Genomic DNA, 18172 nt, shown 5'->3' on the forward strand with positions numbered 1-18172 from the left:
ATAGGGTTCGATCAGCTCAAAAAGTACCCCGACGACGGCACAAACAGAGGCAAACACCGGCTGCAAGCCTCCGCACCTTCCACATGCACAAAGGGCTCACTCAGGGGCGGAAGACAACAGGCGGATCGATCAAGCCCACGAACATCGCCAGCACCGAGACGAATGCCGCCACCGTGGTGATCAGTTGCAGCTTGGCCACCGTGTTCTGCACTCGGTCGAGCAGCGCCCCACCGTTGCCAGCGGTCTGGTTGCCTCGGTTCGCCCATCGCTGTTTGCTGAGGTGAAAGATCATGTAGACCTTCACGCTCGCGTTGATGATCTGATTGAAATAGAGAATGAACGGCCAGCTGATGTCCGCGCTGCGGGCATAGCGGAAGAGGAACAGGCACAGCACCGTGCGGCTGAGCAAAATCCAAATAAGACAATGCAGCAGGTAAGCGGGCTCGACAAACACGGTCAGCACCGCGAGCGTCGGGCTGACCAGCATCGTCCACATGGCGATGCGCTGGTCGACCAGGCACCACCAGATGAACGGCCCAACCTGACGGGGCCCAAGTGCGATGGCGCGCTGTCCATTGCGCAGCATGTTGCCGGACCAACGGCGGAAGTTCTGGACCATGCGCCCGGTGCCCGAGCCTTCGATCTGTTCGATCGTGTAGACACACGTGTCAGGCACGTAGGTCATCTTGGCGCCCTTGGTCAGCAGATGATACCACGTGCTCTTGTCGTCACCCGACAGAAAGCGGAACCGCCCCCAGAGCCAGTGATCAAGGTGATCCGCTTCGATGGTCCGGATGAAGGCCTCATCGGTTACATGCCGCGCGCGAAAGACGCTCATCCGCCCGGTAAGGGTGAGAACCTTGTCAGAGAGTGCATGACTTTGCATCGCCAAGCGGCGTTGCGCAAAGCGCATCGACAGCCAGCTTTGTATCCACCGCGGTCCATAACAGATCACCTCTTCGTTGGTGGTCAGTGCCTGTAACTCGGGGTCTGCTCCAAACATGGAGCAGGTCTTCTCCAGAACGTCGGAGCCATAAACCGCATCGCCATCCATGAAGATCACCAGGTCGTCTGGGCTGACACCGGCCCGGTTCATAGCACGCAATATCATCCCAATGGCCATGCGTTTGCCGGGCTGGTTCTGCCGCAGGAATACCAGCTCCGCTTCCACATCAGCGGCATGGGTGCGCACGAAATCCGTGATTATTTCTTCATCGAAGGACGCGCCGGTGCCGATCCAGAGCGTCGTGGGGATGCCTTCACGCCGGATTTGCCCGATGATCGAGCCGATCACCCGGCGCGTGATTGCCGGGTCTTCGTGGTAGGTGGTCATCTGGATGTGCAGACGCGGCGGGCGCCAGCCACTTTGCCAAACCGTCTCTGCGTGGCGGCGCATCCCCGGCCACCGAAAACGCGCGAAGATTTCGGCCCGCACGGCATGGGTGAACCACCAGCCGAACCGCCAGATGCCGAGCGTGCCCAGCACAACGGTCACTTGCAACAGGTCGGGATGAAAAAAATTGTTGGGCCAAAGCACCATGGCAGAGGCAAGCGTCACCAGCAAAATGGCGAACTGCAAGATCTGCGGGAGCGCCCATTTGGCGAGGCCCTTGGGCGCGGGTCCTGATAACTCACGCAACCAGGCGTCGAGGTGTTTCTCAAACGCATAGCGCGTTGGCGGCACCTTAGTCATCACCGGGGGCCTTCGCGCCAAAGACCGCCGCGCGCCGCAGCCTGACCTCGGCGGGCGCATTGTGGCGGAAGGCGGCGCGCGTCTCCGCGAGGTTCATGTCTTCTGCAGTGATCGTCAGCACCATGCCAAAACGATCTGGCTGCGCGATATCGACGCTCGCTTGAATGTCCGTGACACGACCCGGCAGACGTTTCGGCACCCCCCCGTCCGAATAGCGGATATCGGCTCTCATCCCGATGTGCACCCGGGCGGCAAAGCGATCATCGAGCCAAGCGACGGCGACACGGGGACTTGCGTCTTCGACGGCGATGACCGGTGCATCGCGCCCAACAAAACTGTTCTCAACCGCATGGATGGCGAAGACCGTGCCACCTGTCCGGGCGCGGATCACCAACTCGTCTGCGGCTGATTTTCGGTGGCGCAACTCGCGCTTCCAGCGGCGCAGGTCAAGCGCCCGCTCCTCAACGGCGGCGCGCAAGGTGTCCAGCATGTCGAAGTAGCCGCCTGCCTCTGTATCCCGACCGCGATCAAAGGCGTACAGCGCCTGCCATGCCGCGAGGATCGCCGGGGGGTACTCGGTCGCGCGCGGGTCATGCGCCCGCCATGGTTGCCAGACCCGGTCAAACCCTTGCATGAGGACTGCACGGCGCGCTTTACGCAGAGCCTCATGGCGCGTCAGCCGCGCGGTCGCGACAGACAGACGCCGCTCTGCAAGATGAACCTCGGCGCGAACATCCTCCACATCGCTTTCCCGATCCGGGTCTTCGATCCGCGCAAGGATGTCGCCTGCCTCGACCAGATCGCCGACGGCGACCTCCAGTCGCACGAGATAGCCTGCATCCGGCGCGTTGTAGGTCACCACAGGTGCCGCGAAACGTGCATGGTCCAACCCGATCTGCGACAGGCGTGTCCAGACCTGCCCGCCCAAACCAACGATCAGAACCGCCGCAAGCGTCAGATACACCACCGCGTTCCAGAAAATGCGCAGCGCTCGAGGGCGAGCCCGGGCGCGTCCTGCAGCTTCCTCTTCGGTCGTCTCCCCCATCGGAACAAGGTCGACGGGGGTGTCGAGGCTCGTGATCATATCACCGGTCGGCACCATTTGCCCCGACAACACACCGTGGTGGAAAGTCGCCAGCGTTTCTCGCTGCCGAACACTGAGGTTGGCAAAACAGTAGTGCCCCGGGGCCTCGCCATCGATCAGCGTGACCGGGAACGAGACATCGACCCCCTGGAAAGGCACCGTGAGGATCACTTCACCCGCGAGGTCAACCTCGGGCGGGTCCGTCCACAGCCCTTCCAAAGACCAGCGCGCAACCCCCAACCGGCGGCCGTTGGCCTTGTGCACCTGCAGAGGTGCGGCAACGGCAAAGGACAGGTCTGGTCTTGGACATTCGTGCCGAATGTTCATGCGATACTCCAGGCTTCGGACCGGCGAGCGGCGCCCCCATTGAGGTGACTATCAGACCTGTATCAGTACTTGGGTTGTGCAGCGGGACAGCTGGCGCGTCAAAAGCCTAGGACGCGCTATCCTTTTGGATAGCCCTTGCAGCCGCCGCCTGTAGCGCCGCCCGTGTATCGTGCCAGCGGGCGGGCAAATCGGCCGCCGCATCGCGGGCGCTGACCCCATCGCCCGCCTTCGCCGCCTGTTCGAGCTTGCGCAGGTCCCGCTGGAACGGCAGTGCACCGATCATCCCGGATGACCCGATCGAGCGGTGCACGCGTGCAGCCAGATCAGAGAGGTTTCCGGCCTCTATCTCACCGGAGATGATGTCGAGCAGCCCGTCGATCTCCACCTCGTAGTCGCGCACCAGCTTGCTCAGTTTTTTCGGCCCCAAAACACTGCTCAGTTCCTCTAGTGTTTCCCCGTCGACTAACAGGTCGGGGGTCTCCTCCGACTGATGCCCGTTCGATACGGGTTCTTGGCCCAAGGCAGTCAGCAGCGCACCAACAAGCTCCGCCTGCGACACCGGTTTGTTGAGACACATGTTCATGCCCGCATCAAGGAACTCGGCCTGCTGATGTTCCAGCGCGTGGGCCGTGAGGCCAAGGATCGGAACCTGTTGATTGGCGGTCGCGGCGGCCCGAATCGCACGCGTGGCGTCCACGCCGTTCATCACTGGCATGCTGACATCCATCAGGATCGCATCGAAACGTCGCTGATGCACGAAATCAACAGCCTCCTGCCCATTGTGCGCTTGGGAAACCTTCACGTCCCGGGCCTGAAGCATATGCCGAACGATCAACCGGTTGATCTCATTGTCTTCGACCAGAAGCACTTCGCGACCCGACAGCGCTGTGGCATCCGGCACGGGCGCGCGCGGCGCACGCTGCGGCTCGGGCGTCGTAGCAAGACGCAGCGGCACGCGTACCGTGAAGGTGCTGCCCTCGCCCACCGCGCTCTCGAGCGTGATCGTCCCCTGCATCATCTCAACCAGCTGCTTGCAGATGGTCAGCCCCAGCCCCGCGCCAGACGCAAGCCGGTCGTAGGATTTTTCCTGTGTGAAGAAACGATCAAACACGCGGTCCTGATCATCGGGGTGAATGCCCACACCGGTGTCAGCAACCGAAAACTCGAGCGAGGCCCCCTCATCAGTCTGCTCGGTGAGGCGCACTTTCAGGGCCACCTTGCCGTGATGGGTGAACTTCAGCGCGTTGCTCACCAGGTTGTAGGCGATCTGGCGCAACCGCTGCTCGTCTGCATGCACCATGCAGGGGGGCATATCGCCGAGGTCCAGCGTCAGCGTGTTGTTCTGCGCATAGGCCGTCGTTTCATTTGTGGTGACGATATCGCCGAAGAACCGGGTCAGCTCGAACGTGTCCTCGCTCAACTCCAGCTTGCCGACGTCCATCCGGGCGACGTCAAGCACGTTGTTCACGTGATAGAGCAGGATATCACCGGACTGTTTCGCAATGCCCAGATAGCGCGATTGGGTCTTGCTGAGCTTGGTGTTCTGCAACAGCTCGATGGTGCCAAAGATCCCGTTGAGCGGTGTGCGCATCTCGTGGCTCATAACCGCAAGGAAGTTCGATTTTGCCTGTTCGGCCTGTAGTGCCTCGTCTCTCGCACGCTTGAGGTTTTGCTCAGCGGCGAGACGCTCGGTGATATCGCGCAGGTAGGACACGAAGATCGTGCCCCGATGATCCGACGCCATGCCGATGGAAATCTCCACCGGGAACTCTTCACCGGATTTGCGCAATGCGGTGATCTCAATGCGTCCCTGCCCGACCAACCGCGCCTCGCCCGTACGATTGAAGCGCTCCATCCCCGCCAAATGCGCCGCACGATGCTGATGCGGAACGATCAGATCAGACATCTGCGCGCCGATCGCCTCCTCGGCGGTAAAGCCAAAAACGGTCTCTGCAGCGCCCCCGTACTCCAGGATCACCCCACGGTCATCTGCCACGATGATCGCATCAAGCGACACATCAAAGCTAGACTTAAGCCGCGAGCTTGCCCGCTCTGCCGCGGCAGAGATCTCGCGATGCACCTTGTACTGGCGCAGAAGCACGAAAAGCATGATCCCCAGAAACAGGATCAACGCGAGGCTGATCGCCGCCGCAGCAAAGAGCAGGCGCCCAAAGGCCGCGCGTTCTGCATCCGAGGCGGCGGATCGCAGCCGGATACCAGTGAGCGCGATGTCATGCGCATCCTCGCGGATCGCGTTCGATTGCTCCCAGATCTGCGGCAGGCTTTCGAGCAGGACATCATCCGGGCTGTCGATCAGCACGGCCAGCTTGTCGAGACATTGGCGGAGTTTGGCGAGTTGTTCGGCAAAGACCGCGTCAGTGCGCATGTCGGCGAAAACACGGCTCTCAGAGATGCTGCTGGTGCGGCTGTAGGCATTGTCGAACCGCCGCCGCAGGGTTGCTAGATCAGGCGCCTCCGCCTGAAGGGCAAGCAAAGCCTCGTCGGTCAGCAAGAGCACATCGACTTCGATCTGCGACAAGGTCCAGGTCAGGTTGTCGCCCGGCGCCTCGCGCAGGGCATTCATCCTCTGGGTGATCGACAGGAAAGTGACCGCCAGGAGGATCATACCGACGAAGATCACTGCGAAGGGCGCCAAACGCCGGATCATGCTGGCCTCTTTGAACACCTGCGGCATTGTCCCCGTCCAAGGCCCCGCATCGGGCTAGTCGTGCGAAACTATACGATCAAGTTGCCAAATAGAACGTGAATAGATCACCTCGCTGCGGTACTTGGCATCCTCGTCATAAGGATAAACGATCCAGAGCGGGCCCTTGCCGCGCGGTGACATCACTTCACCATCCATCAGATACGCCACGACCGGCACATCAGGATCGATCTCGCTGACCGGGATGTCGACCTTATAGTCATTCAGGGCAACAGCGCTCACTGTCTCACCTTCTGCACCGGCGTACTCCAGCAAAGCGCGCAAGGGCACGCCGGTGAACTCGACGGCATCATCCATCCAGATCGTGGATGTTGAGAAAACAACAGGCTCCAGCGCCTCCAGCGCCGCCATGTCGAGCTCAACCACACCTTTGGAGGTTTCATTGCTGACGTCCCCAGAGACGGTCAACAGAACGGGTCCGGTAGGCGCGGGCAACTGTTCCGCCAGCACGGGATGGCTCAGCCCGATGGCCAGCAGGGCGGCAAAAACGGAGGGTTTGGCACGGGTCATTTTTCCAGGCTCCTTTGAATGCGGGTATTGTTGGGGCTGTCTTACAACCGCACGGGATCACAGGCGACAAATCAACCGCATAGGAGACTATACGTTTGTATAGTTTACCAGTCTTCGCGGCGCGTTGGCTCAGCCGGCATCAGGGTGGCGCTCAGCCAGCGGGTTTGGGGCAGATCGGCGAAGGGTAGCGCCGACGGCACCCAGGATGCGCGCACTTCGTCTGGATCGCTGCATTCTGGCACCTCTTCAGAGCCGGGGTCTGCTACGCAAGGCATCATACCACACTGCCCGACGCGCCTTGTTACTCGTTACCACCAGACCCGGTCTCTCCCGCTGGCTAAGCTGCGACATGTGTACCCCAGCGGCACAGCCGCTGGCAGTCTGCCAAAAGCAGTACACTGCCATCATCCGCCTAGTGACCCTATGCTTTGGAGTAGCGCGTCAGGCGTCCTGGCCAGCTGGCGCCAGCCGCTCGAACCTGCCGTCCTCAAACTCCACCACGGGACGCACCCAGATGGTTCCACCCGCATCGTCATAGATCACTGCATCGCTGCGATCGGCCTCGAGGATGCCATGCGCCAAGACACGGTAAAGCCCGCCTTTGCGATGCCGATGCGTCGGGGACCACGCGCCCACTGGCCTCAGAGCATCGGCAGCCACTGGCGCATTTGCCAGAGGTTCGGGATGCTGCGAGGCGCCAGCATTATGACGCCCGCCAACGCGCCTCATCATCCGTAACAGACGCGCGATGAGGCTCATGCGGACAGCACAGAGCCGGTCACCGGATTGGGCCGGTAGGTCGTGCATCCCTTGCACCCAGATTCGAACGCTTGTCGATAAACATCTTCGAAGACCGAAAATGGGATATCTTCCGGGCAATTGACCGTCTTTGAGATGCCGCTGTCGATCCAGCGCTGCGCCACGGCCTGCATGCGAATGTGGTCCGCCGGACGCAGATCTTGCGCGGTGACAAAAGCATCGGTGAGCGGCGCGTCCTCACCGAACATCTGGTAGTAGAGCCACACCGCGTAATCCTGTACGAGCTCCTCTGCCTTGGTCCCGTCGGGCCGCGTGATCTTGCGCGTATAGGACGTGGCAAAGACCGGCTCGATCCCCGAGGAGACGTTGCCGCCGTACATCGAGGTGGTGCCCGTCGGTGCGATGGTGGTCAGCACGCCATTGCGCAGCCCGTGCTTCCTGATTGCGGCCTGAACTTCGACGTCGAGCGATTGAATGCCCTTGCGTTGCAGGTGTTGATCTGCGTCATAGAGCGGGAAGGCGCCCCGCGCAGCGGCAAGCTCTGCCGAGGCCAGATACGCCGCATTCTGAATGGTCTGCAGCCAGGACCCCACCATTCGCACCGCCGCAGGTGTGCCATAGCGAATGCCCAGCATGATCAGCGCGTCGGCAACGCCGGTCACGCCGACGCCAATCCGCCGCTTGGCCTGTGCTTCACGCCGCTGCGCCTCCACCGCGAAGCGTGACACATCGATCGTGTTGTCGAGCATGCGCACCGCCACGCCGACGAGCCGCCGCAGTTGCGTGTCATCCAGGTGCGCGTTGCGGCTGAACGGATCCGTGACCAACCGTGCGAGGTTGATGGAGGCCAGCGGACAGGTGCCATTTGGCGGCAACGGCTGCTCGGCGCAGGAGTTCGTCGCCGCAAGCGTTTCGAGATACCCCAACGGGTTGGCCTGATTGATCCGGTCGATGAAAAGCACGCCGGGTTCGGCCGCGCTGTAGGTTCGCCACATGATCTTCTCCCAGATCTCGCGCGCCTTGACCGTGCGCACCTTCGTCCCTTCCCAGACCAAATCCCAGTCAGCATTGGCTTCAACCGCAGCCATGAAGGCGTCCGTGATCATGACCGACGTGTTGAAATTCCGCAGGCGGAGCGGGTTCGCCTTGGCCTCGATAAAGGCTTCAATGTCCGGGTGATCGACACGCATCGTTGCCATCATCGCACCGCGGCCCATACCGGTCACGAGCATCCCGCAGACCGTGTTGCAGATATCCATCGCCGCCAACGGCCCTGCCGCGGGACAGTCGAGACCTCGAACAACCGTGCCCTTAGGTCGCAAGGTTGAGAAATCGAAGCCGATGCCGCCGCCCATCTGCATTGTCAGCGCTGCATCTTTCACTGTGTCCATGATGCCTTCCACCGAGTCCGGGATGGATTGCATCACGAAGGTATTGGCGAGGGTCACGTTTCGATGCGTACCGCTGCCGGCTAGAATGCGGCCGGCGGGCAGCAGCTTGAACCCTTCCATGGCTTCATAAAATGCCATCGACACGTTCTGACGATCCGTCGCTTTCTCGGGCTGCGCCAAACTCGAGGCCACCCGCGACCATGTATCGTTCACCGTGACATCGCGCGCGCGACCTTCGGCGACATATTGGTACTTTGAGCGCCAGATTTGTTCCGAGATAGGCTGGTCAAAAGATGCCGGTAACAGAATAGATTCAGAGTAACTTAACATCTCGTCTCGCTTTTGTTTCGTCGAATGAACTAGCTATCTGGCGATCATGTAGATCATTAACTATTTGTTAACCAAATGAAAATTATGTTTTAGGCCTTAAAATTCCGTTAATGGTTAGCGGCAATTTTTACTCAATTTCATTAACCTATTTATGAAGATTTTCGAAAACCTTGATTTTCAATGACTTCGATTGATCGACTGCGACCGGACACCGCACACAAGACGACATAAATCTCGAAGGAGCGCCTATTTTTGCATCGCCTTCGTCACCGAAGCCGTCGGCGCAAAAGAAGCTCGTAATTTGAAACACATTCGAAATTCGTTGGCGTTGGAAATTCAGACGCCATTAACGGCAATTCCCTACCGACGGGGGAAACAACGTCGGAAGGGAACGCTCATGACAAAACTTTACGCATGTCTGGGGTCGGGGAACTGTTTCAAGCCGTGGCTGGCTATGCATCAGCTTGGCCTTCCGTTCGAGTTGGTCTTGATCGACGTGCTGAAGGGTGAGCAGAAATCGCCGGAGTACCTTGCCATCAGCCCACTCGGCGTCGTTCCGCATCTTCTGACAGATACCGGCCATGGCATCGGAGAGAGCAATGCAATGCTGTGGTATCTCGCCGAAGGCAGTCACCTTATGCCATCGACCCGCGAAGGACGGGCAGAGGCACTGCAATGGATGTATTTCGAGCAGTCCAAACTGGAGCCGTTCATTTCGCCCGCGCGCTTTTTCACCACGATCCTGCCGGAGCAGCGCGAGGCCCGGGCAGACGACATCAAGGCGTGGCAGGCCAGCGCAGACACGGGGCTGTCCCGCCTCGATGCACATCTGGAGACCCGCGAGTTCATGTTGACGTCGGGCTATTCGGTCGCTGACATCGCAACCTTTGGATATGTACATGTGCTCGACGAGGCAGGCCTCAGCATGGCGGATTACCCGGCTGTCAGTCGCTGGGTCGATGCGGTGGCACAGACCGAAGGTTTCCGCCCCTTGAGCGAACTCGGACAGTCGCAGAGCAAAGCGGCCTAGGCGCGAAAATTGGGGCGATCAGTCCATGCGCAATGAAAAGATAGCAGACGGCTCCGCGGTGCCTGCGCACCCCGGCGTACCACAGCAGATCGCGCCGGAAGCGGAGGTCACGCTCCCGATCGCCCGGATGAAGACGGCCGTCTGGATCTACGACGTCGACAACTCCTGCATTGTGCATGCCAACGCCTCGGCTTGCGAACTGTGGCAAGCCGAAAACGAAGACGACCTTCGCAATCGAGATCTGGCGACAGACATGTCTCCGACCGTGGCCAAGCGTCTCAAGCAGTACCAAATCGATTTTATCGAGCGCGACGCAAGTTTCAGCGAAATGTGGACGCTCTACCCTAACGGTCGGCCCACAAGCGTGATGGTTGTCTATTGTGGCTATCGGTTGGCTGACGGGCGCATGGCCATGCAATGCGAGGTCGTCGGCGGCGCTGAGGATGAGCCCGACAACCTGCGCAGCGCAGAGGCGCTGCTGCATACCGACGTGATGATCGCCCTGCACGAAGCAAGCGGTCCGCCCGTCTATCTGAACCCCGCGGCGCGCAACACCGCCACACATGCGATGCAGACGATTGCGGAGAAATTTGTCGACCCGACCGACTATGACCGTCTTATTCACGAGTTGGAGACGTCAGGCGAGCATCGCATGGTGTCCAAGGTGAATACGGGCGCCGGCCCCCGCTGGCATGACCTTACCGTCAAGCAGTGCTCAGACGCGGTTACTGGCAACCCCGCGGTCCTTGTCACTGCAATCGACGTGAGCGAGTTGAAGATCGCGCGCGATAAAGCCCGGTATCTGGCTGATCGTGATCAACTGACCGGGTGCTACAACCGGTCCTACCTGCAACAGCATATGTCAACGCTGGGGCGCTACCAGACACAGCCCTGCGCCTTGCTCTGCTTTGACGTCGACCGGTTCAAACAGATCAATGACCGTCTGGGTCATGAGATGGGCGATGTCGTCCTGAAAGAAATCGCGGCGCGGGTCAGCATGTCGATCCGGCGCAGCGACACCTTCGTGCGTCTTGGCGGCGATGAATTTGTTGTCATCTTCGAGGACGTCCCGTCAGAGGCTGAACTCGAAGAAAAGCTGCAAAAGCTGCTCAAGGTCATCGCAGAGCCGATCACCCATGATGCCACACGCATCAGCACAACCGTGAGCATGGGCGTCGTGACCTTTGTGCCAGATGCGGCGCATTTCACCGCAATCATGCGCGAAGCTGACATAGCTCTCTATACATCCAAGCAGGCAGGTCGAAATCGCGTCACCTTCTTCAGCGCCGAAATGGGCGCGCTTGCCAAAGCCCGGGATCTTGTCGAGATCGAGTTGAAACGGGCCATTGAGAACCGCGAATTCACTCTGCATTTCCAGCCGCGGTTTTGTTTTCAGACCGGTTGCGTCGTCTCTGCAGAGGCGCTGGTTCGGTGGCAGCACCCCAAACGTGGGTTGATCATGCCCGCCGAGTTCATCCCGATCTGCGAAGAAACCGGCATGATCGAGGATTTGGGTCAGCTGATCCTCGAAATGGCCTGCATGAAGGCGATTTCCTGGCATCAAACGGGCGATAACATACAGATTTCGCTCAATATCTCGCCCCGGCAATTCGAAGACAATCGTCTGCTGAAGTCGCTTGAGCGTTTTTCACAGCACCCCGATTTCCCACGTGGAAAGATCGAGCTGGAGATTACCGAGAATGTCTTGATCGGCGATCATGACCTGATTGCCGAGCGGCTCCAAGCAATCTGCAGATTGGGCTATCGGATCGCCATTGACGATTTCGGGACGGGCTATTCCAACCTGTCCTACATCTCACGGTTTCCTCTCAACTGCCTCAAAATCGATCAGTCGTTCATCTCGCAACTGCCAAAGTCCGGGCCGATCATCAGCCTGATCCTGACCCTGGCAGAGCAGATCGATGCGACCATCGTGGCCGAGGGGGTCGAGACGAAAGAGCAGTTCGAGTGGTTGCGCAACCACCGCTGCGACCAAGCGCAAGGCTACTACTTGTCACATCCGGTGGACTCCGAGGCCATCGAGGATGTCATCGAAACCGTGAACGCCAAAGCCCAGACTGGCTCGTGCTGACGTCGGATGCGTCAATATCTGGCGGCTAAGGCGGTCATGTCCAGATGCAGATATCTCAGAGCGCCAGATCCGCAAGGAGCTGATCTTTGCTGTACGCCGCCTTATCTTCACGACGTTTAACCGCGCCGCGTTCGACCACCACGAAGCGGTCCGCCAGCCCATAAGCAAAGTCCGCGTTCTGCTCAACGAGGACGATCGCCATGTCCCCCCCGTCACGCAGTTGCCGGAGAGCATCGCCGATTTGCTGGATGACATTCGGCTGAATACCCTCTGTCGGCTCGTCCAGCAGCAACACCTTCGGACGTGTGATCAAGGCGCGCGCGATGGCCAACTGCTGTTGTTGGCCACCAGACAAATCCCCGCCACGGCGGCCCTGCATCTCGCGCAGCACCGGAAAGAGTGCAAAGAGGTGCTCGGGAATGTGATGCTCCGCTTTCGGCAGGCAGGCAAATCCCGTCTCGAGATTTTCCAGAACGCTCATCATGGGAAAGATTTCACGCCCTTGAGGCACGTATGAAATGCCTTGGCGCGCGGCGCGGACGGCCGACGACGGCGGCACCTCAACACCAGCAATGCGAACCGCGCCGCCGCTCGCGGGATGCCGTCCGGCTATCGCCTTGAGAAGGCTGGTCTTGCCCGCACCGTTGTTCCCCATAACCGCAGTGATCTGGCCGACCTCGGCGCTCAGCGAGATATCGAAAAGGATCTGGCTCTGTCCGTAGTGCAGATCGAGTTTTGAGACGTCAAGCATGGCCGCGCCCCAGATAGACGTCGACGACCGTCTGATTGGATGTCACGTGATCGAGGTTGCCCTCCGCGAGTACTGCCCCTTCATGCAGCACGGTTACCTTGCAATCGAGGCGCCGGACAAACTCCATATCGTGCTCGACCACGACCACAGCGCGGGTCTCGGCCGCCTTTCTGAGGATATCCGTCGTTTTCTCGCGCTCCTCGACCGTCATGCCAGCAGCAGGTTCATCAACGAGAAGCAAACGCGGCTCTTGAGCGAGCAACATACCGATCTCGAGCCACTGTTTTTGCCCGTGGCTCAGCTCTCCCGCGCGCCGGGTGAGGCTCTCGATCAGCCCAATCTCCTCCGCGATGGCCTCGATCCGCGCGGCATTTGCCGCCGTTTTCTTGTGCATCAGAACAGCAAACGGCCCACGCGGATTATGCAGTGCCATCGCGAGGTTCTGCCGCACCGTCTGGTCTTCGAAAACCGTGGGCTTCTGAAACTTCCGCCCGATGCCCTCCATCGCGATCTGGCTCTCGGACAGGCCTAACAGCGAGATGTTCTTCTCCCCCCAGATCACCTTGCCCTCATCCGGCTTGGTCTTGCCGGTTACGATGTCCATGAAGGTGGTTTTGCCAGCACCATTGGGCCCGATGATGGCTCGCAATTCCGCTTCGGCGAAATTGATCGACAGGTTGTTGATCGCCCGAAACCCATCGAAGGTGACTGAGACGCCCGAGACTTCCAACAGCATGCTCATGACGGCTTCCGCACAAGGTAGTCAAAAAGGCCGCCGATGCCCTTCGGAAAGAACAAGGTCACCGCTACGAAGGATACTCCGAGCAGTACCAGCCACCAGTCGGTCCATTGGATGGTGTAAAAGCCAAGGTTGATGTCCGGCGCACCACCGCCTGTGAACCAGCTTGACAGCAGCGATACGAAGGCCGCGCCGATCACGGCGCCATAGAGGCGCCCCCGGCCTCCTATAGCCACCCAGACTGCGAGGTAGATCGATGCAATCGGCGCGATCTCTCCAGGGTTGATAATGCCCGCCTGCGGATAATAGAGCGCGCCCGCGATGCCAGATATGATGGCGGTGATGGTAAAGACAAAAAGCTTGTAGGTTTCCACATGGTAGCCGAGGAACCGCACCCGCGCTTCGTTGTCGCGTATGCCGTTGATCACGCTGCCCATCTTGCCCGAGATGACCCAGGCAAAGAAGACGTAGCCTGCGCCAAGAGCAATCGCTGAAGCGAGGAAGAAGACGATGGAGATTGTCGCCTGCGATGTGCCCTCAAAGCCCGGTATGTTCTGCAGACCCGAGAGACCATTGTTCCCACGCAACCCGCTGTCGTTCTGAAAGAGGTAGAGCGACAGTGCCAGCGTCATCGCCTGCGTGAGGATCGACAGATAAACGCCCGTAACGCGCGACCGGAACGCCAGCCAGCCAAAGACCAGCGCCAGCAGACCGGGCACAAGGACCACCATCAGCAATTGCAGGAACAGACTGTCGGCAAAGGCCCAAATCAGCGGGAATTCGGACGAGCCGACGACGCCGAAGATCTGGTTGCCAATGGCATCCGAGACCTCCTGTGGTGTGGGCGGGATCACCTGGTTCTGCAAGCTCTCAAGGACAATCGTTTCGGTGCGTGCGTACATCAGCCACATGCCGATCGCATATCCGCCGATCCCGAAGAAGGCGAAATGCCCGAGTGAAAGAATGCCACAGTAGCCCCAGACCACGTCCATCGCAATCGCGATAAGGCAGAGGCATAGGGTCTTGCCCAGCGTCTTTACGAAGGAAGTAGAGATCATGGCGGTGCCAGTGGCCTCCGACAGCAGCACGACGGAAATCGTGAAGAGGCTGAGCGCCGCGAGGAACCACAGGACGGAGGGGTTCTGTGCGATGAAACTGTTCCGCATGATCTAGTCCGCCGCCGCCCGGCCCTTGAGCGCGACGATGCCCTTGGGTCGGAATTGAATAAAGAGGATGATGAAGAGGATCATATAGGTTTGTGCGGCCAGCGTGTTCGACGGGTTCAGCCACTCGATGCCCTTTTGCAGGATCCCGATGAGCGAGGCCCCTGCGAGCGTTCCCCAGACATTGCCGACCCCGCCGACGACGACGGTCATGAAGCTCTGCACAATGTAGTCCGCACCCATCTCCGACGTGACCTTGGCATAGAGCCCGATGGCCACGCCGGCGATGCCTGCGATGCCTGAGCCAAGCCCGAACGTCAGCATGTTGATGCGATCCGGGTTGATGCCCATGCTCGCCGCCATGCCGGGGTTCTGTGTCACCGCGCGCACCTCGAGCCCCAGACGCGTGCGCTTGAGCACGAACAGGATCAGGGCAAGAAACAACAAAGCGAGGACAAAAATCGCGATGCGGATGTAGCTGATCTGAACAACATCCGAGATCACCCAGGCCCCGTCGAGCCAGTCGGGCGAGGTTAGCGGGCGCGCCTGGGTGCCGAAGATGTTCTTGGCAAGCTGCTGGAGCGCGATGGAAATCCCGAAGGTGGCGAGCAGCGTCTCCAACGGCCGGTGATAGAGATGCCGGATCACCAACCGCTCCATCGTCACGCCCGCGCCAAAGGTCACCGCGAAGGCCAGCGGCAGGGCGATGATGATCGACAGCGTGTAGTCCGGCACGAAGAGCTGCACCACGTAACCGGTGTAGGCGCCCATCATGATGAACTCGCCGTGTGCCATGTTGATCACGCCCATCACGCCGAAGGTAATCGCGAGACCGATGGCTGCAAGGAAATAGATCGACGCCAGCGACAAACCGTCCAGGGCCAGATCGGCGGCCTGTGCAAAGGCGACCCGCTGCTCGACAGATGCGAGCGCCGCCTCCGCAGCCGCGGTGATCTCGGCGTCGGGCTCGTCATAAAGCTCGTAGAACACGTAGGTGTTCAGCGCATAATCGCGGGTTTCCTCGGTGACCAGCGGCGGAACCAGACCCTCCTTGGAGAGCGCCGCATAGGCCCGTTCACGCGCCGCGTCGCTGTCAAGCTGCGCAAGGGGGACACCACCGACGGTGCCCTCGTCAATGTGCGCCTCTAACGCGGCGCGGATCACGGCGGGCCCGGTTTGTGTTGGCGCGAACCCGGCTTCGACCAACTGGTCATAGTAAGCGTCGGGCGCCTCCATGGGGTCGAGAAGGCGCGCGATATTGCCCTCGGGCTCAGATGCTGCGACCCCGGATTCGGTCTGCAGGACTTGGTTCAAAACGCTGCGCGCCTCAACCGTGGTGTCCTGCGCAAGCGTGCTGATGGCTGCGATGCGTTCCTCGGCCGTCTCGGCAAACCGGGCCGACAGGAAATTCGCCAGTTGCATCTTGCGCGCGCGCAACGCTGCGTCGGGTTCACCCTCGATTGATGCGACAAGTGGGGCGAGTTGCGCCGCCTCAGGGCGCCGGGCAATGGCCGCAACAGCACTCTCACGACGGATGATATCCGGGTCCGCCAGTTGGAATTGCACAAGCGCCGTTCCGATGAGGCGCCGTACGCCTCCGTTTGGTTTGAGTTGAATGAAACCGTCGCGCGGTTCGGTCTTGACCTCGTCAGTGTCGAGGTCTGTCAATGAAATGTCATCGCCATCGGGCTGACCGAAAAAGAAGAGGCCGCCGGGGCTCTTCCAGACGTTTTTGTCCGCCCATTCTTCCAGGAAGCCGGGCACCTGCGGCAGGCCAGAGTCCACCAGATCATCAAGCAACACACCCACGCTGCGACGTGACGGTTTCGTCATCTCGTCCGCATGCACCTGGAGGATTTGCTGCAGGTCATCGGCTTGCGCCTGTGTCAGCGCGCCAAGACACAGCGCGATGGCAAGAAGAAAACGGCGCATGAACTCGTGCTTTCGGGGGATAGAAGGTCGCGCTGTGGAAAACGGGGCCATCGTAGGACGGCCCCGCTAGGCCGGATCAATAGTTTGATGTCAATTGAACACAGGTGTTTGTCTCGGTGTTGTACATCCCACAGCCAAGCTCTTTCCAATCGGAGGTCAAAACCTTGGAGGCTGGCAGGAAGTCCGTCCACGCATCCCCAGGCACTTCGTCCGTCTTGGAGATGATGTCGAACTGGCCATCCGCGGTGATCTCACCGATCAGCACCGGCTTGGCGAGGTGATGGTTCGGCAGCATCACAGCAGTCCCGCCCGTCAGGTTCGGGAACTCCTGCCCGTACATCGCCGAGCGAACGGCATCCACGTCCGTGCTGCCTGCTTCGGTGGCCGCGTTCACCCACATGTTGAAGCCTATGTAATGCGCCTCCATCGGGTCGTTGGTCACGCGCTCTTCGCCCGCGAAATCCTTCCAGGCAGAGATGAACTCGGCATTCGCATCGGTTTCAGCCGACTGGAAGTAGTTCCATGCCGCGAGGTGACCGACGAGGTTCGATGTGTCGAGACCGGACAGCTCCTCTTCACCCACCGAGAAGGCGACAACCGGAATGTCATCCGCCGACACGCCCGCAGCAGCCAGTTCTTTGTAGAAGCCGATGTTCGCATCACCATTGATCGTCGAGATCACGCCGACCTGCTTGCCATCCTCACCCAGGGCCACGACATCGGCCACGATTGTCGCCCAGTCAGAATGACCGAAGGGTGTGTAGTTCACGAAGATGTCGTCCGACGCGATGCCATTGTCTTGCAGGTATTGTTCAAGGATGTTGTTGGTCGTGCGCGGATAGACATAGTCGGTGCCGAGCAGCGCAAATTTTTCGACGCCAAGCTCCTCAAGAAAGTAATCCACCGCAGGGATCGCCTGCTGGTTGGGCGCGGCACCGGTGTAAAAAACGTTGCGCGAGCTTTCCTCGCCCTCGTACTGAACCGGATAGAAGAGCAAACCGTTCAGCTCCTCAATGACCGGCAGCACGGACTTGCGGCTCACGCTGGTCCAGTTGCCGAAGATTACATCAACCTCATGCACGGTGAGCAATTCGCGTGCTTTTTCAGCAAAGAGCGGCCAGTCGGAGGCCGGATCCACAACCACGGCTTCGATTTCGCAACCCAGCAGACCACCGGCGGCATTTTGCTGTTCGATCAGCATCAGCATGGTGTCTTTCAGCGTGGTCTCGGAAATCGCCATGGTGCCCGACAGCGAGTGAAGCACGCCCACTTTGATCGGGTCCGCGCATTCCGCGGCGGCCATTGCGGTCGATCCCAAAAGAGCGGCTGTCGCCATGGAATAGAGTTTCAGTTTCATATGTTAAACGTTCCCCGTTGTCGCTGCGGGTGGCCCTCCGACACGCAAAGCGTCTTCCGACGACGGCCCAACAGGTGTAGTCAGGTCCCGCAACAGTGATGTTGTCGTCGTGCAGGGGGAGCGATCTGCCAGGATGACCCTCTGCGCGGCGTTTCTTGCCTAGCAGGCACGCCGAGTTAGAGGCATGCAGCGGAAATTGGCCAACGAATGGTTCAGAGGCACCGCGCAGCGATGCTAAATGCTCAAAAAATTACCGGAAAATGCGATCAGTGCTCAAAATATGCTCATC

General features: G+C 59.9%; 12 protein-coding genes and 1 pseudogene. 2 read left to right on the forward strand and 11 right to left on the reverse strand.

Translation table 11 applies throughout. The annotated features are described in order from the left end of the window. Positions 1-100: 100 nt before the first annotated feature. The 6 genes and pseudogenes from ACVC7O_RS14670 to ACVC7O_RS14695 all read right to left on the reverse strand — a co-directional run. Positions 101-1693 (reverse strand): glycosyltransferase, encoded by a 1593-nt coding sequence (locus ACVC7O_RS14670; protein ID WP_458322857.1) that lies wholly within the window; start codon positions 1691-1693, stop codon positions 101-103. Continuing rightward, positions 1686-3104, reverse strand: coding sequence for an HlyD family secretion protein (locus ACVC7O_RS14675; RefSeq protein ID WP_458322858.1), 1419 nt, complete (start codon positions 3102-3104; stop codon positions 1686-1688). The genes ACVC7O_RS14670 and ACVC7O_RS14675 overlap by 8 nt, the downstream gene beginning before the upstream one ends. A 106-nt stretch (positions 3105-3210) precedes the next feature. Then, positions 3211-5772: an ATP-binding protein gene (locus tag ACVC7O_RS14680; RefSeq protein ID WP_458322859.1), complete on the reverse strand. Its 2562-nt coding sequence runs from the start codon at positions 5770-5772 to the stop codon at positions 3211-3213. A 54-nt stretch (positions 5773-5826) separates the two neighbouring features. After that, positions 5827-6339, reverse strand: coding sequence for a molybdopterin-dependent oxidoreductase (locus tag ACVC7O_RS14685; RefSeq protein WP_458322860.1), 513 nt, complete (start codon positions 6337-6339; stop codon positions 5827-5829). A gap of 441 nt (positions 6340-6780) precedes the next feature. Further along, on the reverse strand, positions 6781-7098 hold the full coding sequence (locus ACVC7O_RS14690; protein ID WP_458322861.1) for a DUF1653 domain-containing protein: 318 nt from the start codon (positions 7096-7098) through the stop codon (positions 6781-6783). A 2-nt stretch (positions 7099-7100) separates the two neighbouring features. Next, a pseudogene (locus tag ACVC7O_RS14695) lies at positions 7101-8819 on the reverse strand (adenosylcobalamin-dependent ribonucleoside-diphosphate reductase); the annotation flags it as partial. A 397-nt stretch (positions 8820-9216) separates the two neighbouring features. Between ACVC7O_RS14695 and ACVC7O_RS14700 the strand changes: the two are divergent. Together ACVC7O_RS14700 and ACVC7O_RS14705 are read left to right on the forward strand one after the other, a co-directional pair. Then, positions 9217-9849, forward strand: coding sequence for a glutathione S-transferase family protein (locus ACVC7O_RS14700; RefSeq protein ID WP_458322862.1), 633 nt, complete (start codon positions 9217-9219; stop codon positions 9847-9849). Between the two features lie 25 nt (positions 9850-9874). Further along, positions 9875-11941 carry a putative bifunctional diguanylate cyclase/phosphodiesterase gene (locus tag ACVC7O_RS14705; RefSeq protein WP_458322863.1) on the forward strand — a complete coding sequence of 689 codons (2067 nt, stop codon included), beginning with the start codon at positions 9875-9877 and terminating at the stop codon, positions 11939-11941. Positions 11942-11996: 55 nt separating this feature from the next. On the opposite strand, the gene urtE is transcribed toward ACVC7O_RS14705, so the two are convergent. The 5 genes from urtE to urtA form a co-directional block, all read right to left on the reverse strand. After that, entirely contained in the window at positions 11997-12692 is a 696-nt protein-coding gene (urtE, locus tag ACVC7O_RS14710; RefSeq protein ID WP_458322864.1) for an urea ABC transporter ATP-binding subunit UrtE, read from the reverse strand. Then, positions 12685-13434, reverse strand: a complete 750-nt coding sequence (gene urtD / locus ACVC7O_RS14715) for an urea ABC transporter ATP-binding protein UrtD (protein ID WP_458322865.1) — start codon at positions 13432-13434, stop codon at positions 12685-12687. Before urtD ends, urtE begins: the two co-directional genes overlap by 8 nt. Continuing rightward, positions 13431-14597, reverse strand: coding sequence for an urea ABC transporter permease subunit UrtC (gene urtC / locus ACVC7O_RS14720; protein WP_458322866.1), 1167 nt, complete (start codon positions 14595-14597; stop codon positions 13431-13433). Before urtC ends, urtD begins: the two co-directional genes overlap by 4 nt. Positions 14598-14600: 3 nt before the next feature. Beyond that, positions 14601-16526 (reverse strand): urea ABC transporter permease subunit UrtB, encoded by a 1926-nt coding sequence (gene urtB / locus ACVC7O_RS14725; RefSeq protein ID WP_458322867.1) that lies wholly within the window; start codon positions 16524-16526, stop codon positions 14601-14603. Positions 16527-16602: 76 nt separating this feature from the next. After that, on the reverse strand, positions 16603-17883 hold the full coding sequence (gene urtA / locus ACVC7O_RS14730; protein ID WP_458322868.1) for an urea ABC transporter substrate-binding protein: 1281 nt from the start codon (positions 17881-17883) through the stop codon (positions 16603-16605). Positions 17884-18172: the final 289 nt, after the last annotated feature.

This window comes from Roseobacter cerffii (assembly GCF_054226325.1).